Origin of the sequence: Moraxella sp. HMSC061H09 (genome assembly GCF_001809255.1) — a bacterium.
Lineage (GTDB): Bacteria > Pseudomonadota > Gammaproteobacteria > Pseudomonadales > Moraxellaceae > Moraxella > Moraxella catarrhalis.
Genome location: NZ_KV796838.1, coordinates 45,272 through 63,092 on the forward strand (window position 1 = coordinate 45,272; position 17,821 = coordinate 63,092).

Here is a 17,821-nt window from a genome sequence, read left to right on the forward strand (position 1 = left end):
ATGAAAATGTTGATATGGTCGCTGATGGTTTTGGGTTTGGTCGTGGCATCAAATGCGTATGCTGATATCGAAAAAATATACGCTCAAAGCTGTGCAACTTGTCATGATAGCGGTACTTTTAATGCACCCAAAAAAGGTGATGTTGCCATATGGCATCGCCTAAATCAGCAAAAGGGTCAAGAGGCATTGATTAAATCAATCCGCCAAGGCATGCCGCAGATGCCTGCCATGGGTCTGTGCCAAAATTGCACAGATGAAGACTTTGCTAAGCTGATTGACTATATGAGCAGATAAATTAAATGATAAAAATCGGTCTGCTTGGCTGTGATCAAAATGTCATTCATACCATCATTTTATCAATAAAATGACGATTATTTGAAAAAATGTTACCAAAACCACAATTTTTGTAGGAAAATTTAGCTAACTCTTGCTATAATAACAAAAGTTACTCAGATAAATTGCCATAAGTAGTTTTTTGAATTATAAATGATGGGCTAAATAAACCAAGATTTAGCCACAATATCACCCAAGACTTAGCCAAGTTAGTAGGAAATTATTATGAAACCTGCCAAAAAAGCAACTTTAGCCAAACTCACTCTAGCCTCAGGAATTGGTCTTGCCAGTTTTTCAGCGTATGCTGCTGTCACTGTCCCGACATATGACATTGAAGCAGGCAAAGCCATCGTTGAAGCCAACTGTGCTGCCTGTCATGGTCTTGATGGCATGAGTCCTGTGCCTACTCAGCCAAACCTCGGTGGTCAAAATATCAAGTATCTTTATAAGCAGTTGGTTGATTTTAAGACCAAAGCACGCCGTAATGGTATTATGGAAGCTCAGCTGGCTGGATTGACTCAGCAGGATTTGGCAAATTTGGCAGGTTATTATGCCAGTAGAACCCCTTGGACACCAGGCTATGGCAATAAAGCAACAGTTGCCGAAGCAACCAAACTATACTTAGGCGGTGATAAAACTCGTGGCGTTATTCCGTGTTCAGGTTGTCATGATCCCAAAGGTGCAGGTAATGCGTACGCAGGCTTTCCTCGCTTAGGTGGTCAGCACGCTGCCTATTTGGCAACACAATTAAAACTGTTCCGTGCCGCAGGTCGTGAAGATGATGTTTCGTCAGATACAGAGGTGCGTACCAACGATTCTGCCAAGGCAGGTGATAAAGGCATGATGCAGATGGTGGCATCACGATTATCAGATCGTGATATTAAGATTTTATCTGAATATTTATCAGCACTTCACTGATACACGAGGCGATGATATACATCAAGCTGCTTAAGTCTTAAATATGATGATTAAAACACAAACATAACAACGATACGATAGCCATCAACGGTTAGCGTTAGGCATATACTTTAGATTTGATGGTCGGTATAACAAGTGTATCAGAAAATCTACCATTATATCTATTATTGTATTAAAAATATTGTATTAAAAAGCTCCCAAAAAGGGGGTTTTTTAATGTATGGCAGTTTTAGGGCTTTATTGGTTTTTGTGTTAAAATATGCCAAATCTTTATCATGGTATCAAATATGCTTCATCGATATACGGTCTTTTTTGTGGCGTGTGCTTTGCCTTTGATGTTCATTGGTCAAGTTGCACCAAATATGGCACGAGAATTGGATTTTTGGCTGCTTTGGGTGGCAGCGATGGTTTTGGTTGGCTTGCCTGTCTTATTTGCTGAATTTGCCTTGTCGGCGCGTTCAGGTGATATGCCGTGGCAGGGTATGCAAAAACTGACCCGTGAAGCAGATGCAGGCTTAGTTTGGCGAGGTTTTGCGCTGCTGTCTGTTGTTATCTCAATATTAATCGCAGCCAATCTCTCAGGGCAGATTGCTATAAGAGCTTATGTACACTTTGGTTCGGTGTTACAGCAGTCAGGTATTCCCATATTTGGTATGGCAGCAGGCTTGATGGTCATTGCATTGATATTAAGCTTATTAAAAAGTCGTTTGCTGATGGTGGGCGTCTTGTTGATTTTATTGGGTTCACTGTTGTCGTTATATGACAGTGCGGTTAGCGTTCCTGTCATGACCGAGGTTGGACTGCTTGAGTGGTCTCGTGCAGTCATACTTGCACTTTTGTGCGTTGGTATTGGTACAGGCTTATACTGGTTTGGGGGTATGGCGACCGCACCAAGTTTGATGACTGCCAAAAAATCTTTGGCAGGCTATATTTTGCCTGTTTGGCTCACTCAGCTAATCTTTGGTTCAATTGCCATCTTAGCAGGCTCAGCTTTGGTAGGCGTGGCGTCATTTGTCGTTACCAGCCTAGGCATGTTATTGGTTGCGGCATTTTTATTATATTATGCGTACACACAGCTTAGTACACGCTTTGGCATACTGATGGCGGTGGCGATGGTATTATTATTGGCGATTGTGTTTAGTATTATTCCTGCTAATATTTTATTAATCATCATTATCTGTCTAAGCTTGGTGGCGGTTTTGATGTTGTCTATTTTTTCAGGATTTGTGATGAAAATTAGCCATTTAAGAAAAACGCTGAATATGAGTAGTGAGCTTCGATATAATACTTGGCGTGTTTTTGTACGCATTATTGTGCCTATTGCCATTATTGTAGCAATCATCGGTTTGGTGCTTGAATGGATTGTTTAGAGCAATGTATGACCATCGCCATCAGCCATGTTGCATCCTCAGGTAAGCAGTATTATAGTGAACTTAGCCTACCGATGGGTACAACCATCTATGAAGCATTGACGCTTGTGCCTTGGGTGCATGGCGAAGAGTTTGAAGATTTTTGGCATTGGGTACAAAATAATTTGGACAACAGCCCAAATCATAAGTCTTGGTATGTGGGTATTTTTAGCCAAAAAAAACGCCTTGATACCATACTTTTGGCAGGCGATCGCATAGAAATCTACCGACCCTTGACCATTAATCCAATGGCTAAGCGAAAGGCACTTTCAAAAAAATAGCCAACAAAATCATTAGTTTGATGGATATTAATCTTAAAGTTTTCCTTACAGTTCTATATTAATAAAATGCAGCCAGCAATTTTGACTGCATTTTATTAATGGTGGTACTTATCTTAGATGAGATTACATCAAAGCAGGTGAGTCGGTACGGCAATGTAGCGTATGTTCTTGATCTGTTTCACCAAGGATGACGGATAATAAAGCCTCAGAGCCTTTGGCATGCCAATCATAGACACTGTTTGGATTGGTGTCATTAACAAAACGCATGCCTGATGCTCTAACAGCTGGACGCATCACGATCTCTTGGTTGTGTAGGTGCCAAGTTGGTGCGCTGACGGTCAATACTGCACGATCATTTTCTGGTTGATAGTTTGCCACAACTTTGGCACCTTCATCACATTGATAAACCGCTGTGATGTCTTGCCCATAAACGCCATGTTGGTGTTGGGTACCATGATGATGAGTACCAGCTGTTGGCACAACAACAACGCCTGCTTGATTGGCTGGCACACTAACAGTTGATGGTGTTGTACAGCCTGTAATTGCCATCATAACAGCAGCAGAACTCAAAAGTAATTTTTTCATAAGTTATCCTTTTATTTAGATAAAAAGCCAGAATTGGTAAATTCATTATAGGTCAAATCATGATGGGCTGAGTGATTTTTGATGGCTAATCTGTGATAGTCATGTGAAAAATGTTGCTTAACTCTTTCTTTTATTGATTGTTAGTTGCTTTGGTGCTTGGTGTGGGTCAAGATTTCGACGCATCACCAAACCAAGCTTAGAGATGTGTGGGCTTGGTTTGATAATTTTGGTTGTTAGAGCGTGCCTGATTTTGAACAATTTACGACGGCTTTACTGTTTAAATAGGTATTTTTTATCATAACTAGCAAAGATAAATATACCTTATTTAAATGGATTAAGCCTGAGCGTCGTGTTGTGTGGGAATAAACCCTTCGCCTGTATCTTTGGCAAGGACGGGATGGTCAGCATTTGGAATATTGCCTCGTAAAATCATATAACCGATCACGCCTGAAATGATTGAGCCTAAAATAATCCCTAGGCGTGGATCAAAATCCTTAGGAGTGTTGCCAAACGCCAAGCCTGAGATGAATAAACTCATCGTAAAACCAATACCACACAGCAAAGATACCCCATACAACTGCTTGATGGTTGTGCCTTTTGGTAGGGACGCTAACCCAAGCTTTAAACATAAAAAGACCGCTGCCATCACACCGATTTGCTTGCCAATGAATAATCCTGCGGCGATGCCAAGTGGGACTGAATGTAATAAACTGTCAATGCCTGTTCCTGCCAACCCAATGCCTGCATTGGCAAAAGCAAATAAAGGCAGCACGCCAAAAGCGACAGTATTGTGTAAATCGTGTTCAAGCTCTTCTAGGGGCGAATGCTCAGGGTCGCTTTTATTACGCAAGGGGATAAAAAATGCCAGCAAAACCCCTGCTAAAGTGGCATGAACACCTGATTTTAAAAATGCCGCCCACATGACCAAACCAATCAATAAATAAGGTGTCAGTCGCACGACATTCATTTTATTTAGAATGAACAAAAATGGAAAACAAACCCCAGCCACCGCCAAAGATGATAAAGATAAATCGCTGGTGTAAAATAAAGCGATGATGACAATTGCACCAAGGTCATCAAAAATGGCGATAGAGACCAAAAAGACTTTTAAAGCATTTGGTACACGATTGCCCAATAAGCTTAATACCCCCAAGGCAAACGCAATATCGGTAGCGGCAGGAATCGCCCAGCCTGCCAACTGTTCAGGATTGCTCTGATTAAAAGCAGCATAAATTAACGCTGGCATAATCATACCGCCAACCGCTGCCAAGGCAGGCATTAAAATTTGTTTAACATCAGACAGCTCACCAATTAAGGCTTCTCTTTTTAACTCAAGTCCAACCAAAAAGAAAAATATTGCCATCAAACCGTCATTAATCCAATGATGGGCATCTTTGGCAATTTGAAATGTGCCTATTTGAACCACAACAGGCGCATGAATAAAGGCATGGTACATCTCGTCAAGCGGTGAATTGGCAATAATCATCGCCAGTAAAGCTGCCGCTGCCAGTACAATACCGCCTGCAGCTTCAAGCTCTAAAAATCGTTTGAATTGTGCAAACATAAACTTCCCAACTTAGGTGCGTTCAGCTAACAGGATCTAAAAAATCAGTTGACCAGTTAGGATGATTTAATTTTTGTTAGCTGATGGCAAAATTGATAAATTAGATTAATTTGGGATTAACTTTATCATAAAAATATGGTAATGATAAAGGCTTGATTACAAAATTTGAGAAATTTTATTTTGGGGTATGTCCCAAAATAGCTATGACTCAAAATTACTCTGATAAAAATTGATAGTTTATTTTTCAGTATTTTGATTAAAATTTGCCTGAAAACTTGTCTCATAGCGTGATTGTGCGTGATGATAAAGGCGTTATCGTGTATAATGATGGTTTTTGCCAAATGTCAGATGAAGGTTATGACTCAATTACCAAAAATTTTATTGGCGGTGACAGGGGGCATTGCTGCCTACAAGTCTGCCATGCTTGCTCGCCTGCTGATTAAATCAGGCTGTCAGGTGCGTGTTATGATGACAGCAGGGGCGTGTGAATTTATTACACCTTTGACATTTCAAGCCTTGACGGGGCAAGCGGTACATACTAAGCTACTTGATGAGACTGCCGAGCGTGGTATGGGACATATCACGCTTGCTAAATGGGCGGATTTGGTGGTTGTCGCACCTGCGTCTGCCAATACCATCGCAAAACTTGCAGGCGGTTTTGCTGATAATTTGGTAACAACGGTTTGCCTTGCAACCGATGCACCCATACTCATTGCACCTGCGATGAATCAGCAAATGTGGGCAAATGCCATCGTCCAAGATAATCTTAAAAAATTACGCCAATTTGGTTATCACATCATGACCCCAGATAGCGGTGAGCAGGCGTGTGGTGATGTGGGATTGGGGCGCTTGCCCGAACCTGAAGACTTGTGCCAGCAGATTCTGGCGTTTGATAAGTGCCGACATATCCAGCCGTCATTATTAGGTAAAACAGTTGTCATTACAGCTGGTGCAACAGTTGAACCGATTGATCCTGTGCGTTTTTTATCCAATCACTCAACAGGCAAGATGGGTTATGCTTTGGCAAATGCGTGTTATCATGCAGGTGCCGATGTTATTTTAGTGTCAGGTAAGCATGTCAGTTTAAAGACACCGTTTGGGGTTCGTCGCCTTGATGTGGGTACAGCAGAGCAAATGCTAAAGGTTTGTTTGAGCGTCTGCCAAAAGGCAGATATATTCATTGCAGCTGCCGCAGTGGCTGATTTTAAAGCGGCATCAGTTGCTGACCATAAAATCAAAAAAACCAAAGACCAGCAGACCATGACACTACAATTAATTAAAAATCCAGATGTGCTTGCCACAATTTGTCATACTTATCCCGATCTTATCTGCGTTGGCTTTGCCGCAGAAACTCAAGATGCTAACAATTGTGCCAAAAGCAAGCTGGCCGCCAAACAGTTGGACATGATTGCGGTGAATGATGTTTCGGATAAAACCATAGGTTTTGGTAGTGAAAATAATGCGATGACCGTTTTTTTTGCCGAACAATACGACCAAATGCCCCAAAATCTACCCAAGGCACATAAATCAAAAATTGCTGAGCAATTGGTGGCATGTGTGGTAAAAATCATGAATCAAAAACAATGAATCAAAAAATCATCTGGCGGTATGATGGGTTCATCATTTGTAGGCGAATGATTTTGTCATCATTTAGAATTTAGATTAAATCATCTACATATGGTAGATTTTAACGCATTTGTCAATAAAAAATAATGAAGTATGATTCACAAAAATAGGTTGTCAAGTATCGGTAAGCTTTGTAGGGTGGTATGATCGTGCATGATGCATCGTGTTTGTGTTTGAGGCTTTTTGTCTTTTTTATTACTTTTGATACAATACATCATCATAAATAGGAGTGTTTATGACTCATTATTCAGACTTTATTACGCCAGCGGATCGTGCTTGGCAAGCAACTTATCAAAAAAATAAGTTAGACATTCAATTGACCATGCCCAAAGAGGTATCGTCATTACTTGATTTTTTTGATGTTCATTTTCGTGCCAATCGAGGGCAGCGTGGCATAACATTTATGGGCGTACATATTGGCTATGATGAGCTAGATGGTATTAGTCAAAATATCGCAGGTTATTTGCAGTCTTTGGGCTTAAAAAAAGGCGATAAAGTGGCGGTGATGATGCCAAACACACCGCAGTATTTGGCCGTGATGATAGGCATTGTACGAGCAGGCTATATATTGGTGAATGTCAATCCGCTGTATACCGCACATGAGCTTGAGCATCAGCTCAATGACTCAGAAGCCAAAGTGTTATTTATTGTAGAAAATTTCGCCCATACCTTTGAAAAAGTGGTGAATAAAGGTCAAATTCAACAAGTAATCATCACAGGCATTGGCGATATGATGCGCCTAAAAGGCTTGCTAATTAATGCTGTGGTGCGTCATGTCAAAAAAATGGTGCCTAATTATTGTATCCCTAATAAAATAAAATTTAAAGATATATTAAATAAAAAATATCCATACACTAAGCCAAGTGTCGGTTTGGATGATATTGCTGTATTGCAGTACACGGGCGGTACAACAGGTGTGGCAAAAGGTGCGATGCTAACCCACGGTAATTTAATTGCCAATGTCGAGCAATGCACAACTTATGTCAAATCTGGATTTGAAAAATCCCATCAGCATGGTGAATATATGGCGGTAGCGTTACCTTTGTATCATATTTTTTCATTTATGGTAACGATGCTTGGCATGAAAATGGGCTTTGCACTTTTATTGATTCCTAATGCACGAGACTTAGATGATCTAACCAAGCAATTTGGCAAATATCGCCCACAGTTTTTCCCTGCGGTGAATACATTATTTAATGCTTTAGCACATCATGATGGTTTTAAATCATTAGATCATAGTAATCTTAAGGTATCATTGGGTGGCGGCATGTCGGTATTACCAAGCACAGCTGATGCTTGGGAAAAAATAACAGGCAACTATATTATCGAGGGCTATGGTTTGTCTGAAACCTCACCTGTTTTGACCTTTAATCCATTGGGCAGTTATACAGGTAAAATCGGCATTCCTTTTCCTTCAACAGACATTCTTTTATTGGATGATGAGGGCAATCAAGTTGCTCAAGGCGAAGTAGGTGAGATTGTCGCCAAAGGTCCTCAAGTTATGAAAGGCTATTGGAATCAGCCTGAAGAGACCGCACGAGCGATGACAGCGGATGGTTATTTTCGTACAGGTGATATTGGTGTGATGGACGAAAATGGTTACTTTAAAATCGTTGATCGCAAAAAAGACATGATTTTGGTTTCAGGATTTAATGTCTATCCTAATGAAGTTGAAGAAGTGATTGCAAGCCATTCAGGCGTTTTGGAGTGCGGTGTTATTGGCGTGCCTGATGAGCATAGCGGTGAGGTGGTTAAGGCCTTTATCGTTAAAAAAGATCCTGAATTGACCGAAGCAGATATCAAAACTTGGGCAAAACAAAATCTGACAGGCTATAAACGCCCCAAAAAAATTGCTTTTTTGGATGAATTACCCAAGTCTAATGTCGGTAAAATCTTAAGAAAAGAGTTAAGAAATCTTTAAATTAATACTTGAGATAAATGAATACTTGAGAGTAATATATAGCAGTGGCATCAAGCGGGGTTTTCTTGCTTTGTTGCATGACATAAGATCACAAAGTAAATTGTAATTTTTTGGTCATAATTCTTGTCTAATTAGGTAACTTGTGCTAGATTGACAAGCATACCATACGCTATACATCATGCCTCTTTTTTGGCTTTTGATGGCTTGATTTGATATAAGGAAATAAATGAATATGAGTAACATGACTGATTTTACCGTTTCAACGGATGCACCTTGGTATAAAACCTATCAAGAACATGGTCTTGATTTTAACTTTGATTTGCCTGACAATATCAATTCACTCATGGATATTTTTGATCAGGCATTTGCACGCTTCGGTAATCAAGTTGCGTTTACTTGCATGGATAAATCTATCACCTATCGACAACTGGATAACTATAGTCGTCAAATGGCGGCATATTTACAATCGCTAGGCTTGGTCAAAGGTGATAAAGTAGCGGTCATGATGCCAAATATTTTGCAATATCCGATTGCGATGATTGCGATTGTGCGTGCTGGATTGACATTGGTGAATGTCAACCCTTTGTATACCTCGAATGAGCTTGAACATCAGCTCAATGACTCAGAAGCTAAAGCGTTATTTATTGTAGAAAATTTTGCTCATACTTTTGAAAAAGTGGTTAATAAAGGTCAAGTTCGCCATGTAATTGTTGCATCTTTGGGCGATATGCTTGGCTTAAAAGGCTTTTTGGTCAATGCAGTGGTGCGTCATGTTAAAAAAATGGTGCCTGAATGGAATATCCCTGGTCATGTATCATTTAAAGACGCACTCAACAAAGTGCCGATAGGTAACTACAATCGCCCTAATTTGGCTTTGGATGATATTGCTGTATTGCAGTATACAGGCGGTACAACAGGCGTGGCAAAAGGTGCGATGCTCACCCATCGTAATCTTGCTTCAAATGTTGAGCAGTGTGCGCCATTTCTTAGCTTGGTATTTTCTAAAGACAATCTATCTGGTCAGTATATCGCAGTTGCCTTACCGCTTTACCATATTTTTTCATTCACAGCGTGTGGTTTGTTGGGGATGAAGATGGGTTTTAGTATGTTATTAATTACCAACCCAAGAGATTTTCCAGCACTGTGTAAAGATTATGCCAAATATAAGCCTGCATTTTTTCCTGCAGTGAATACTTTATTTAATGGTTTGGTGCATCATGAAGGATTTCGGTCACTTGACCATAGTAATTTAAAATTATCATTAGGCGGTGGCATGTCAGTTTTATCCGATACTGCCAAAGCATGGGAGCGTTTGACGGGTAATTATATCATCGAAGGCTATGGTTTATCTGAAACCTCGCCTGTTTTGACCCTAAATCCACCAGGTGGATACACAGGTAAGATTGGCATTCCAATTCCTGCCACCGACATTAAAATTTTGGATGATGAGGGCAACGAGTTGGCGATGGGCGAGGCTGGTGAAATTTGTGCCAAAGGTCCACAAATCATGGTCGGCTACTGGAATCGCCTTGATGAAACCGAAAAGGTTATGACCAAAGATGGGTTTTTTCGTACAGGCGATATTGGCGTGATGGATGATCGTGGCTTTATTAAAATTGTTGATCGCAAAAAAGATATGATTTTGGTGTCTGGATTTAATGTCTACCCCAATGAGGTTGAAGATATCATTACTGCCCATCCAAAAGTCATTGAATGTGGCGTGATTGGTGTGCCTGATGATCACAGTGGTGAAGTGGTTAAGGTCTTTGTGGTCAAAAAAGATCCCTCCTTGACCGCCGACGAGGTGCGTGCTTGGGCAAAAGAAAACCTAACAGGTTACAAACGCCCCAAATATATTGAGTTTATCAGTGAGCTTCCCAAATCTAATGTTGGTAAAATTTTGCGTAAGGAATTAAGAGTACTTGAGCAAAGCAAATAACAATCATCTGTTATGACAATTTTTTAAAAACCGCCACAAAAACCCGCCACAGTTGGTGGGTTTTTGGTATTTATAATGCAGCAAATGCAACATAAGATTTAGCCATTTTTCATGCAAATTTCATGCAAAAATAATTATTTTATTTTTATAAGCTGTTTAAACTATCGATGATGCGATAAAGGCTAAGTACACCCCTAGGTTACCCTGATATTTTGTAATATCATACATAACCTGATAAAATAATGCTTACAATCGTTAACAAAAATGTATAGTGAGAAAAATTATGCGTAGCAACAATCGCCAAAATAACGAGCTTCGTCCCATTCATTTTATCCGCCAATATACCAAACATGCCGAAGGTTCGGTATTGGTGTGTTTTGGGGATACCAAAGTTTTGTGTACTGCCAGTATCGAAGCTGGTGTGCCTCGTTGGCTTAAAGGTCAAGGTAAGGGCTGGCTGACCGCTGAATATGGTATGTTGCCACGCGCGACAGGTACTCGTACACAGCGTGAAGCAGCACGGGGCAAGCAATCAGGACGCACCCAAGAGATTCAGCGTTTGATTGGACGCTCACTGCGTGCCATGCTTGACTTATCAAAACTTGGCGAAAATACCATTTATATCGATTGTGATGTTATACAGGCAGATGGCGGTACACGCACAGCCAGTATCAGTGGTGCTGCGGTGGCACTCATCGATGCTTTAGAACACTTGCAGCGTCGTAAAAAGCTTACCCAAGATCCGCTTTTGGGCTTGGTGGCAGCGGTTTCTGTGGGTGTTAATCAAGGCCGTGTATTGCTTGATTTGGATTATGCTGAAGATTCAACTTGTGATACCGATTTAAATGTGGTCATGACGCAGGCAGGTGGGTTTATTGAGATTCAAGGCACAGCAGAAGAAAAGCCATTTACTCGTGCTGAAGCTAATGCGATGCTTGATTTGGCAGAGCTGGGAATTGGGCAGATTATCGAAGCCCAAAAGCAAGTATTAGGCTGGTGATATGCTAATCGTTGAAGATAATGGCGTGATCATCACATTAAATGGACAAGTAAAAGACCCATTATTTTGGTGGTCGATGATATTGCTGCTGCTGGGTGTCTTGGTGGCAATCATTTGTTTGATTGCACCCGTTTTTTATGCAATCGGTGCGTTGGCTTTATTTGCAGTTGTGGTATTTGTGTTTAATATTCAAAGGCAAAAAGCTAAAACTTGTCATATGTTTTCACAAGGTCGCTTAAAGATTACGCCCAAACGCTTTGAGATTCATAACAAATCACTAACCTTATCAGCATCGGCAACAATATCTGCTAAAGATAACAAAATGACAATTGTTGATCGGGGCATTGAATATCATTTTACAGGTTTTGCTGATGACCGTGAAATTAATATAGCCAAACAGGTACTTTTGGGAAAGTCAATCAAAACCAATGCGGTGGCGGTGACATTGGCTAAGTAGTTGTTGTGATACAGACAGGTTGGATGGTCTTTAACTCCACCCACCTAACTTTTTCTTTGTTTGGATTTAAGAGTATGTTATGATGGGCAGGATTTTATTTTAAGTCATCATTTAATGCAATCAGTTGTCCAGAGTAGCCGTTCATGAAAGTTTCACTGTCTACATTGACTTTATCTATTTTGCCATGTTTTGCTATCCTAGCCATTCAGCAAGCACAAGCTGTACCAAATCCTGTGGCATTTGTTGACGAAGTACGCAGTGAAAATGATCTTGGGCAAGACAATGAATTACCCATTGATGTCCAAAGTGCGACACAATCAGCGTCTACTGATACGGCTAATCCTTTAGACGAACATGAACCAGAGCTTTATACGACAGCTTTAGAAAATAAAACCATGCTGATTAACTGCTCAGCACTTAATCAAGATATCATGCGTTTGGCGTGCTATGACACTTTGGTGCATGGTGAGACGCCAGCGGTAATTAAAACCAAGCGTTCCATTCGCCTTGATGAAACAATTTGGCAGACCATCAAAGGCAAACCCCAGGTTATCTATCAAGAAACGACAGATCCGATTTTTTTAATGGGTAATGAAAAAGGCATGCTGACCAAAAAAGATGCCAAACAGCTTGAATATGCAGCCAAACAGTTTACACCACTGAGCTTATCATTTGATTTAGACCGAAATAATACACCACTTTGGTCATCACGACCACACAATCCGATGTATGTATTGCCCATATTTATGCACGGTAAGCCTAATCGAAGCCCAAATACGCCCAGTCATGAAGCAAAACAATTTACCCCAAATGAATTTCGTGCTCCCGAGCTAAAATTTCAGGTTTCTGTTAAGGTTAAAGCTGCTGAGGATTTATGGGGGACGGATTCAGATTTATGGTTTGGATATACACAGCAATCGCACTGGCAGATTTTTAATGGAAAAAACTCTCGTCCTTTTAGAGTACATGACTACCAGCCAGAGATTTTCTTAACTCAACCTGTATACTCAGACTTACCATGGGATGGCAAAGTCCGCATGATTGGCATGGGTGCGGTACATCATTCCAATGGTGAAAGTGCCAAACTGTCTCGCTCATGGAATCGTGCTTATTTGATGGCAGGCATGGAATGGAAAAACCTGACTGTCATGCCACGCATTTGGGGGCGTATCTTTAAAGAGGGTAGTGGCAGCCAGCCAGATGATAATCCTGATATCTTGGACTATTATGGTTATGGTGATGTGCGTTTTTTATATCAACTAGAAAATAAAAGTAATATTTCAGGTACGGTACGCTATAATCCACGCTCAGGCAAAGGTGCGTTGCAACTTGACTATGTCTATCCGCTTGGTAAGGGAATTAGTGGCTATTTTCAAATATTTCAAGGCTATGGGCAGTCTTTGATTGATTATAATCATGAGGCGACAAGCTTTGGCGTCGGACTTATGCTTAACGACTGGATGGGTCTATAACTCAACGGCAAATCAATATGGAACACGGCTTGATAAACTTGCTAAAAAACCATAAGCATAAGCGGGCTTTTAATCAGGGCTTTTTAGCTAAGCCCGTATTTGATCAACCATACTGGGTGCATCATCAGGCCGCAATTTGGCTATTTAGGTTGCATCGTCGCTGTGTTTTATGCCAATTACACCATCTGGATTATCAGATGGGTCGGATGAATTTTATTTGTGCTGATTGCCAAGCAAACATTGCCACCCAAGTTTCGTATTTTAACATCCACCTAAACATTGGCAAAGATTTTCCTACCAATAAAGATAGGTTGACCGCCCAACAAACCCCAAAGCGACAACATATCCGTGCTTATCCTATAAGCTATTATCAGTATCCTGTCAATCAGCTCATCAAAAAATTTAAAGACCATGAAAATTCACAATCATTGTTAGCATTGTACGCATTGATTGCCCACTTACCAAAGCCTGACTATTGCCATGCAGGTAATACGGTCATTTTACCCATACCAACGACCCAAGAACGCATGCGTCAGCGTGGATTTGACCCTGTTGCAATCTTAGCCAAATTTTTGGCGTGGCACTGGCAATTACCACTTTGGCAGGGTGTGGCTCGCCATGATGGCAAGCGTCATCAGCGTGGGCTAACTCGTCATGAGCGTTTAGTTAATACTCAAACAGATTTTTATTTATGTCAACAAATTCCCAATCGTCAAATCATTATATTTGATGATGTCATCACCACAGGGGCAACAGTAGCAGCGGTGGCAAATTTATTAATACGGCATCGTCAAGATATTCGACTGATTGCAATTTGTATGGCACATGGTTCTGCTGATTTCGGTTTTGATACTCATGACAGATAATAATCCATCCACCGCTTTGATAACGACTAATGAAGGTGGTTTTGGGCTGATTGAGGTATTGATCTCACTTTTATTGTTATCCGTGGTGGCACTTGGACTAATCACAGTACAGGGACGACTGCTTGTGCAAACTAAGCATGCTGATCTTCGTTTACAAGCAGTTCAGCTGATGGCAAATGACTACCATGCAGTTCGGTCATTTACGCCAGAGCAAAAGCAGATTTATATCCAAACACTTCAAAGGATCGCACAAACAGCACAAAGCCGCTCAGAATCAGACATGAATAGTTATCGTATCGCAGCTTATGCTACCACTATCCGTTGTCGCCCAGAGTGCCATTTGAATGAACAAGCCCAATCTTTGGCGATACAATCAGCACAAGCTGCTGCACGGGCAAATATCATACTGTCGGTCACCGATTGTCAGTTGGGTCATTGCTGGGTCGCTGGATGGGGTATGCAAGCTTTTGAATTAATCAAAACTTGTTCTAACGATGAGCTTGGGTTAAATATCAGCTCATTAGACTGTGCCATCATGGATGGTCTATGAAACCAATATTGACAAATCAGCAAGGCATGACTTTGATGGAGCTGGTGGTTGCCTTAGGTTTGGGTTCATTCATTGTTTTGATGGCAGTGAATTTTTATGCTTTATCAGCCAAAAATAGTGCCTATACGCACAGTATTGCACAATTTATAGATCGTGAGACTTTGGGCATCACGGCCATGACCGAGCAGCTTAGACTGGCAGGCATTGGCATCATAGATATGCCAGCTGTGCTTGTTCATAAAGAACAGTTACTTGGCATCAGTAGTAGCCAAAGTATTAATCTTAATCATCAGCTATCCCAAACAGGTGGCTTACCAAGCCACTATCCTAAATCCTCCGATCAGCTTACCATACATTATATTGCGCCTGCGGATATGTGGGATTGTGAAGGGAGTGTTGTTCTTGGACCCCGTCCAGCTCGCCTAAAAAATGGTAAGATGGCTATGGTAGATGGTCAAGTTGTTATCGAAAGATATTTTGTACAAACAGAAACAGACGGTTCTTTATCCTTACGCTGTGATGCAGGGCGATACATCACCGATGAAATCATGCGTGATGGCACTCGAAATCGACACGGTATCAGCGCACCTTATATAACTGCAGTGATTGATGCTCAGGTCAATAAGCGATTTGGCACCGATAAACCAAACCATATTCGTGGGCTTGGTAAAGGAGATGTGATACTGTCAGATATTGAAGGTTTTTGGGTGAGACTGATCGTGGCTGATGGATCAACCAGACATAGCATGACGATTGAAAATTATCAAACACATTGGTATGGTTATCCCATTATTGGTGTACAGCTTGCTATACTCAGCCGCAGTTCACCTGCACCACATGCAAGCCAGACACACAACTTTTTAATTTTTGATGAAAGCATCTCGCCGCCGAATGATGGTTTACCAAGAAGATTACATACGATGAATGTCAATTTTGTCAATGCTTCTTTGAATCAGACCAAGATGAACCAAAATAACGCCAAAATCATCCATGAATAAATCCACCAACCAATTTAATCATTTAAAAGTATTATCAATAAAAACTTATGATAAATTGCAATCAGGCTTTGTATTATTGGTCGTTTTGGTTGTGCTACTTTTCATCAGTGGGCTGACGGCACTCATGATGAGCCAAAATTCTGTGGATGTACGCAGTGTACTTTATCACCAAAATCAATACAAGCTTTTTATCGCAGCTGATAAGGCGGTGATGAATCTATGGCAGTTGTCTCCCAAACATCTTGTTCATATGGCTCAGACTGATACATGGCTTGCCTCACTATTATCCGATAAGAATGATTTGACAAAAATTTATACAGCTCAAAGCTGTAATGACTGGCAAACATTTAGTATCAGTACGCTTGACGATCCGCCAATACAATGCCATCACACTGCACCTATTGTAAGTTGGCAAGCTACTTATATAGAGCCAATTGGTGCCAATCATTATCTAAATACATTGCTCCAAAATACACTGTCAAAAAAATCAGCCCATGATATTCAAAACCCCGATCAACAAGCAGTGAATGATGACACAGCTCACTATGAAATTTTTCACTTAAGATTATATGCCATCGCCGCTCAAAATTCACAAGATATCATCCAGTGTCAAGAACCGCTATATCAAACACGCATCACCACTTGCCTAAATGACCACGGGATTATTCATAAAATCAGCGTTGCTGAATGGTTAATTTGGCGTCAAAAAATTCAAAAGACCGATTCATCTGCCGAAGCGGCCAATGCTATTCGTATCATGCCTTTGCGAACCTATGATATACGCTCAATGCGTGAATAGATTTAGAAGAACTGATGGTTCACAAAAAATTACCGTAGCCACTGTAATTTTTATTTGGCTGTGGTAAAATAGTCAAGATTTTTTGTGGATTTGTTGATGTTGCTATAATTGTAAAATATTGTAACAATACTAACGCATTTCTATCATATAATAGATAGCTAATACAATTTTGACCTATTTATTTACATAAACGCATAGAAATACCATAAAAATAGGGGTGGCATTAAGCGATTAATCGTATTAAAATGTAACCATTAATAACTTAGATATGCCTTTAGGTTGTTCGGTGTATCGATTTTAGGAGAAAGTGATGAAAGCTATTAAATTATCTGTAGTTTCTGCTGCAGTTCTACTGTCAACTTCTGCAATGGCAAATGTTGTTACCAATACTGGTGCGACCGTTGTTGACGGTACTCGTACCATCTTTAGCACACTGGTTAAACCTGCAGCTGTGAGTGCTGAGGTTGGTACTTTGGGTTATGGTGCTAACATTGGCTGGGCAGTGAATGATACTGTTGAGCTACAAGCAGGTTGGGCTGGTGGCAATATCGCAAAATCTATCAATGATAACTTTAATGCTAATGGCGTTAACTATCAACTTGAAACTGATTTTTCTAACCCATACTTAGGTGCTCAAGTGCGTCCTGCTGCCAACTGGTTCACCGTTGGGACAGGTATCATCGTACCTAAGAACGACATCAAAGTCCGCTCAAATAACACAACCGATGGTGTTTTCCGTGTTGATGGTAAAGACTACAAACAAAGCGATGTAGGTCAGTTGACTGGTAAGCTTGAGCATCGTAATAAAGTAGCACCTTATTTGACACTGGGTTTCCGCCCAAATCTACACAGTAACTGGGGTGTATTTGGTGAAGTTGGTGCTGCTTATTTGGGCAAAGTAGACGCTACTGTTGAAGCAAAAAATCCAGTTAAGGTAGTAGAGGGTAAGGTAACTGCTACTGATGGTATAACTAAGAAAAATGCAGCTGACATTGCAAAACAAGCAGAGCGTGACATCGAAGATAAAAAATATGCCAACTGGTTCCCAATCGCTAAAGTTGGTGTAACTTACCGCTTCTAATTTAAGCTTAGGCTTGAATCAA

At 40.6% G+C, this 17,821-nt stretch carries 17 protein-coding genes; 15 read left to right on the top strand and 2 right to left on the bottom strand.

Annotated elements, in window-relative coordinates:
* The 4 genes from HMPREF2573_RS02315 to HMPREF2573_RS02330 all read left to right on the top strand — a co-directional run bounded on the left by HMPREF2573_RS02315 (position 1) and on the right by HMPREF2573_RS02330 (position 2,941).
* Positions 1 to 294, top strand: a complete 294-nt coding sequence (locus tag HMPREF2573_RS02315; RefSeq protein ID WP_003657616.1) for a c-type cytochrome — start codon at positions 1 to 3, stop codon at positions 292 to 294.
* A gap of 264 nt (positions 295 to 558) precedes the next feature.
* A complete protein-coding gene (locus HMPREF2573_RS02320) occupies positions 559 to 1,251 on the top strand; it encodes a c-type cytochrome (RefSeq protein ID WP_003657615.1) in 693 nt (230 codons plus the stop codon).
* 287 nt (positions 1,252 to 1,538) lie between these two features.
* The gene (locus HMPREF2573_RS02325; RefSeq protein ID WP_003657614.1) at positions 1,539 to 2,621 is read left to right on the top strand and encodes a hypothetical protein; all 1,083 of its coding nucleotides are present in this window, start codon (positions 1,539 to 1,541) and stop codon (positions 2,619 to 2,621) included.
* Positions 2,609 to 2,941 (top strand): RnfH family protein, encoded by a 333-nt coding sequence (locus tag HMPREF2573_RS02330; RefSeq protein ID WP_003664370.1) that lies wholly within the window; start codon positions 2,609 to 2,611, stop codon positions 2,939 to 2,941. The genes HMPREF2573_RS02325 and HMPREF2573_RS02330 overlap by 13 nt, the downstream gene beginning before the upstream one ends.
* 123 nt (positions 2,942 to 3,064) lie before the next feature.
* On the opposite strand, the gene HMPREF2573_RS02335 is transcribed toward HMPREF2573_RS02330, so the two are convergent.
* Together HMPREF2573_RS02335 and nhaA are read right to left on the bottom strand one after the other, a co-directional pair.
* Positions 3,065 to 3,526 carry an MliC family protein gene (locus HMPREF2573_RS02335; protein WP_003657612.1) on the bottom strand — a complete coding sequence of 154 codons (462 nt, stop codon included), beginning with the start codon at positions 3,524 to 3,526 and terminating at the stop codon, positions 3,065 to 3,067.
* A gap of 334 nt (positions 3,527 to 3,860) precedes the next feature.
* Positions 3,861 to 5,090, bottom strand: a complete 1,230-nt coding sequence (gene nhaA / locus HMPREF2573_RS02340) for a Na+/H+ antiporter NhaA (protein WP_003660346.1) — start codon at positions 5,088 to 5,090, stop codon at positions 3,861 to 3,863.
* Positions 5,091 to 5,414: 324 nt separating this feature from the next.
* Here nhaA and coaBC point away from each other — a divergent pair, with 324 nt between their 5' ends.
* From coaBC to HMPREF2573_RS02395, 11 genes are all read left to right on the top strand, one after another.
* Complete coding sequence (gene coaBC / locus HMPREF2573_RS02345; protein ID WP_003660345.1) at positions 5,415 to 6,677, top strand: bifunctional phosphopantothenoylcysteine decarboxylase/phosphopantothenate--cysteine ligase CoaBC; 1,263 nt, start codon at positions 5,415 to 5,417, stop codon at positions 6,675 to 6,677.
* A 274-nt stretch (positions 6,678 to 6,951) separates the two neighbouring features.
* Positions 6,952 to 8,637 carry an AMP-binding protein gene (locus HMPREF2573_RS02350; RefSeq protein WP_070472430.1) on the top strand — a complete coding sequence of 562 codons (1,686 nt, stop codon included), beginning with the start codon at positions 6,952 to 6,954 and terminating at the stop codon, positions 8,635 to 8,637.
* Between the two features lie 232 nt (positions 8,638 to 8,869).
* Positions 8,870 to 10,576: an AMP-binding protein gene (locus tag HMPREF2573_RS02355; RefSeq protein WP_003660343.1), complete on the top strand. Its 1,707-nt coding sequence runs from the start codon at positions 8,870 to 8,872 to the stop codon at positions 10,574 to 10,576.
* Positions 10,577 to 10,859: 283 nt separating this feature from the next.
* Positions 10,860 to 11,576, top strand: coding sequence for a ribonuclease PH (rph, locus tag HMPREF2573_RS02360; protein WP_003657605.1), 717 nt, complete (start codon positions 10,860 to 10,862; stop codon positions 11,574 to 11,576).
* A gap of 1 nt (position 11,577) precedes the next feature.
* Positions 11,578 to 12,033, top strand: a complete 456-nt coding sequence (locus tag HMPREF2573_RS02365; RefSeq protein ID WP_003660341.1) for a hypothetical protein — start codon at positions 11,578 to 11,580, stop codon at positions 12,031 to 12,033.
* 143 nt (positions 12,034 to 12,176) lie between these two features.
* Positions 12,177 to 13,505, top strand: a complete 1,329-nt coding sequence (locus HMPREF2573_RS02370; protein ID WP_070472433.1) for a phospholipase A — start codon at positions 12,177 to 12,179, stop codon at positions 13,503 to 13,505.
* A gap of 197 nt (positions 13,506 to 13,702) precedes the next feature.
* Entirely contained in the window at positions 13,703 to 14,371 is a 669-nt protein-coding gene (locus HMPREF2573_RS02375) for a ComF family protein (RefSeq protein WP_227502604.1), read from the top strand.
* Complete coding sequence (locus HMPREF2573_RS02380; protein ID WP_003665674.1) at positions 14,361 to 14,921, top strand: prepilin-type N-terminal cleavage/methylation domain-containing protein; 561 nt, start codon at positions 14,361 to 14,363, stop codon at positions 14,919 to 14,921. Before HMPREF2573_RS02375 ends, HMPREF2573_RS02380 begins: the two co-directional genes overlap by 11 nt.
* Positions 14,918 to 15,919, top strand: a complete 1,002-nt coding sequence (locus HMPREF2573_RS02385; protein ID WP_003657600.1) for a PilW family protein — start codon at positions 14,918 to 14,920, stop codon at positions 15,917 to 15,919. The genes HMPREF2573_RS02380 and HMPREF2573_RS02385 overlap by 4 nt, the downstream gene beginning before the upstream one ends.
* Positions 15,912 to 16,718 carry a hypothetical protein gene (locus HMPREF2573_RS02390; RefSeq protein ID WP_003657599.1) on the top strand — a complete coding sequence of 269 codons (807 nt, stop codon included), beginning with the start codon at positions 15,912 to 15,914 and terminating at the stop codon, positions 16,716 to 16,718. The genes HMPREF2573_RS02385 and HMPREF2573_RS02390 overlap by 8 nt, the downstream gene beginning before the upstream one ends.
* A 310-nt stretch (positions 16,719 to 17,028) precedes the next feature.
* Entirely contained in the window at positions 17,029 to 17,799 is a 771-nt protein-coding gene (locus HMPREF2573_RS02395) for a hypothetical protein (RefSeq protein WP_070472439.1), read from the top strand.
* The last annotated feature ends 22 nt before the right edge of the window (positions 17,800 to 17,821 follow it).

Bases quoted from the DNA above. Each gene is read 5' to 3' on its own strand.
- HMPREF2573_RS02390 (WP_003657599.1), top strand. From the start codon at position 15,912: ATGAATAAATCCACCAACCAATTTAATCATTTAAAAGTATTATCAATA.
- coaBC (WP_003660345.1), top strand. From the start codon at position 5,415: ATGATGGTTTTTGCCAAATGTCAGATGAAGGTTATGACTCAATTACCA.
- HMPREF2573_RS02365 (WP_003660341.1), top strand. From the start codon at position 11,578: ATGCTAATCGTTGAAGATAATGGCGTGATCATCACATTAAATGGACAA.
- HMPREF2573_RS02380 (WP_003665674.1), top strand. From the start codon at position 14,361: ATGACAGATAATAATCCATCCACCGCTTTGATAACGACTAATGAAGGT.
- HMPREF2573_RS02335 (WP_003657612.1), bottom strand. From the start codon at position 3,526: ATGAAAAAATTACTTTTGAGTTCTGCTGCTGTTATGATGGCAATTACA.
- HMPREF2573_RS02350 (WP_070472430.1), top strand. From the start codon at position 6,952: ATGACTCATTATTCAGACTTTATTACGCCAGCGGATCGTGCTTGGCAA.
- HMPREF2573_RS02370 (WP_070472433.1), top strand. From the start codon at position 12,177: ATGAAAGTTTCACTGTCTACATTGACTTTATCTATTTTGCCATGTTTT.
- HMPREF2573_RS02330 (WP_003664370.1), top strand. From the start codon at position 2,609: ATGGATTGTTTAGAGCAATGTATGACCATCGCCATCAGCCATGTTGCA.
- HMPREF2573_RS02375 (WP_227502604.1), top strand. From the start codon at position 13,703: ATGGGTCGGATGAATTTTATTTGTGCTGATTGCCAAGCAAACATTGCC.
- HMPREF2573_RS02315 (WP_003657616.1), top strand. From the start codon at position 1: ATGAAAATGTTGATATGGTCGCTGATGGTTTTGGGTTTGGTCGTGGCA.
- HMPREF2573_RS02395 (WP_070472439.1), top strand. From the start codon at position 17,029: ATGAAAGCTATTAAATTATCTGTAGTTTCTGCTGCAGTTCTACTGTCA.
- HMPREF2573_RS02355 (WP_003660343.1), top strand. From the start codon at position 8,870: ATGAGTAACATGACTGATTTTACCGTTTCAACGGATGCACCTTGGTAT.
- HMPREF2573_RS02385 (WP_003657600.1), top strand. From the start codon at position 14,918: ATGAAACCAATATTGACAAATCAGCAAGGCATGACTTTGATGGAGCTG.
- nhaA (WP_003660346.1), bottom strand. From the start codon at position 5,090: ATGTTTGCACAATTCAAACGATTTTTAGAGCTTGAAGCTGCAGGCGGT.
- HMPREF2573_RS02320 (WP_003657615.1), top strand. From the start codon at position 559: ATGAAACCTGCCAAAAAAGCAACTTTAGCCAAACTCACTCTAGCCTCA.
- rph (WP_003657605.1), top strand. From the start codon at position 10,860: ATGCGTAGCAACAATCGCCAAAATAACGAGCTTCGTCCCATTCATTTT.
- HMPREF2573_RS02325 (WP_003657614.1), top strand. From the start codon at position 1,539: ATGCTTCATCGATATACGGTCTTTTTTGTGGCGTGTGCTTTGCCTTTG.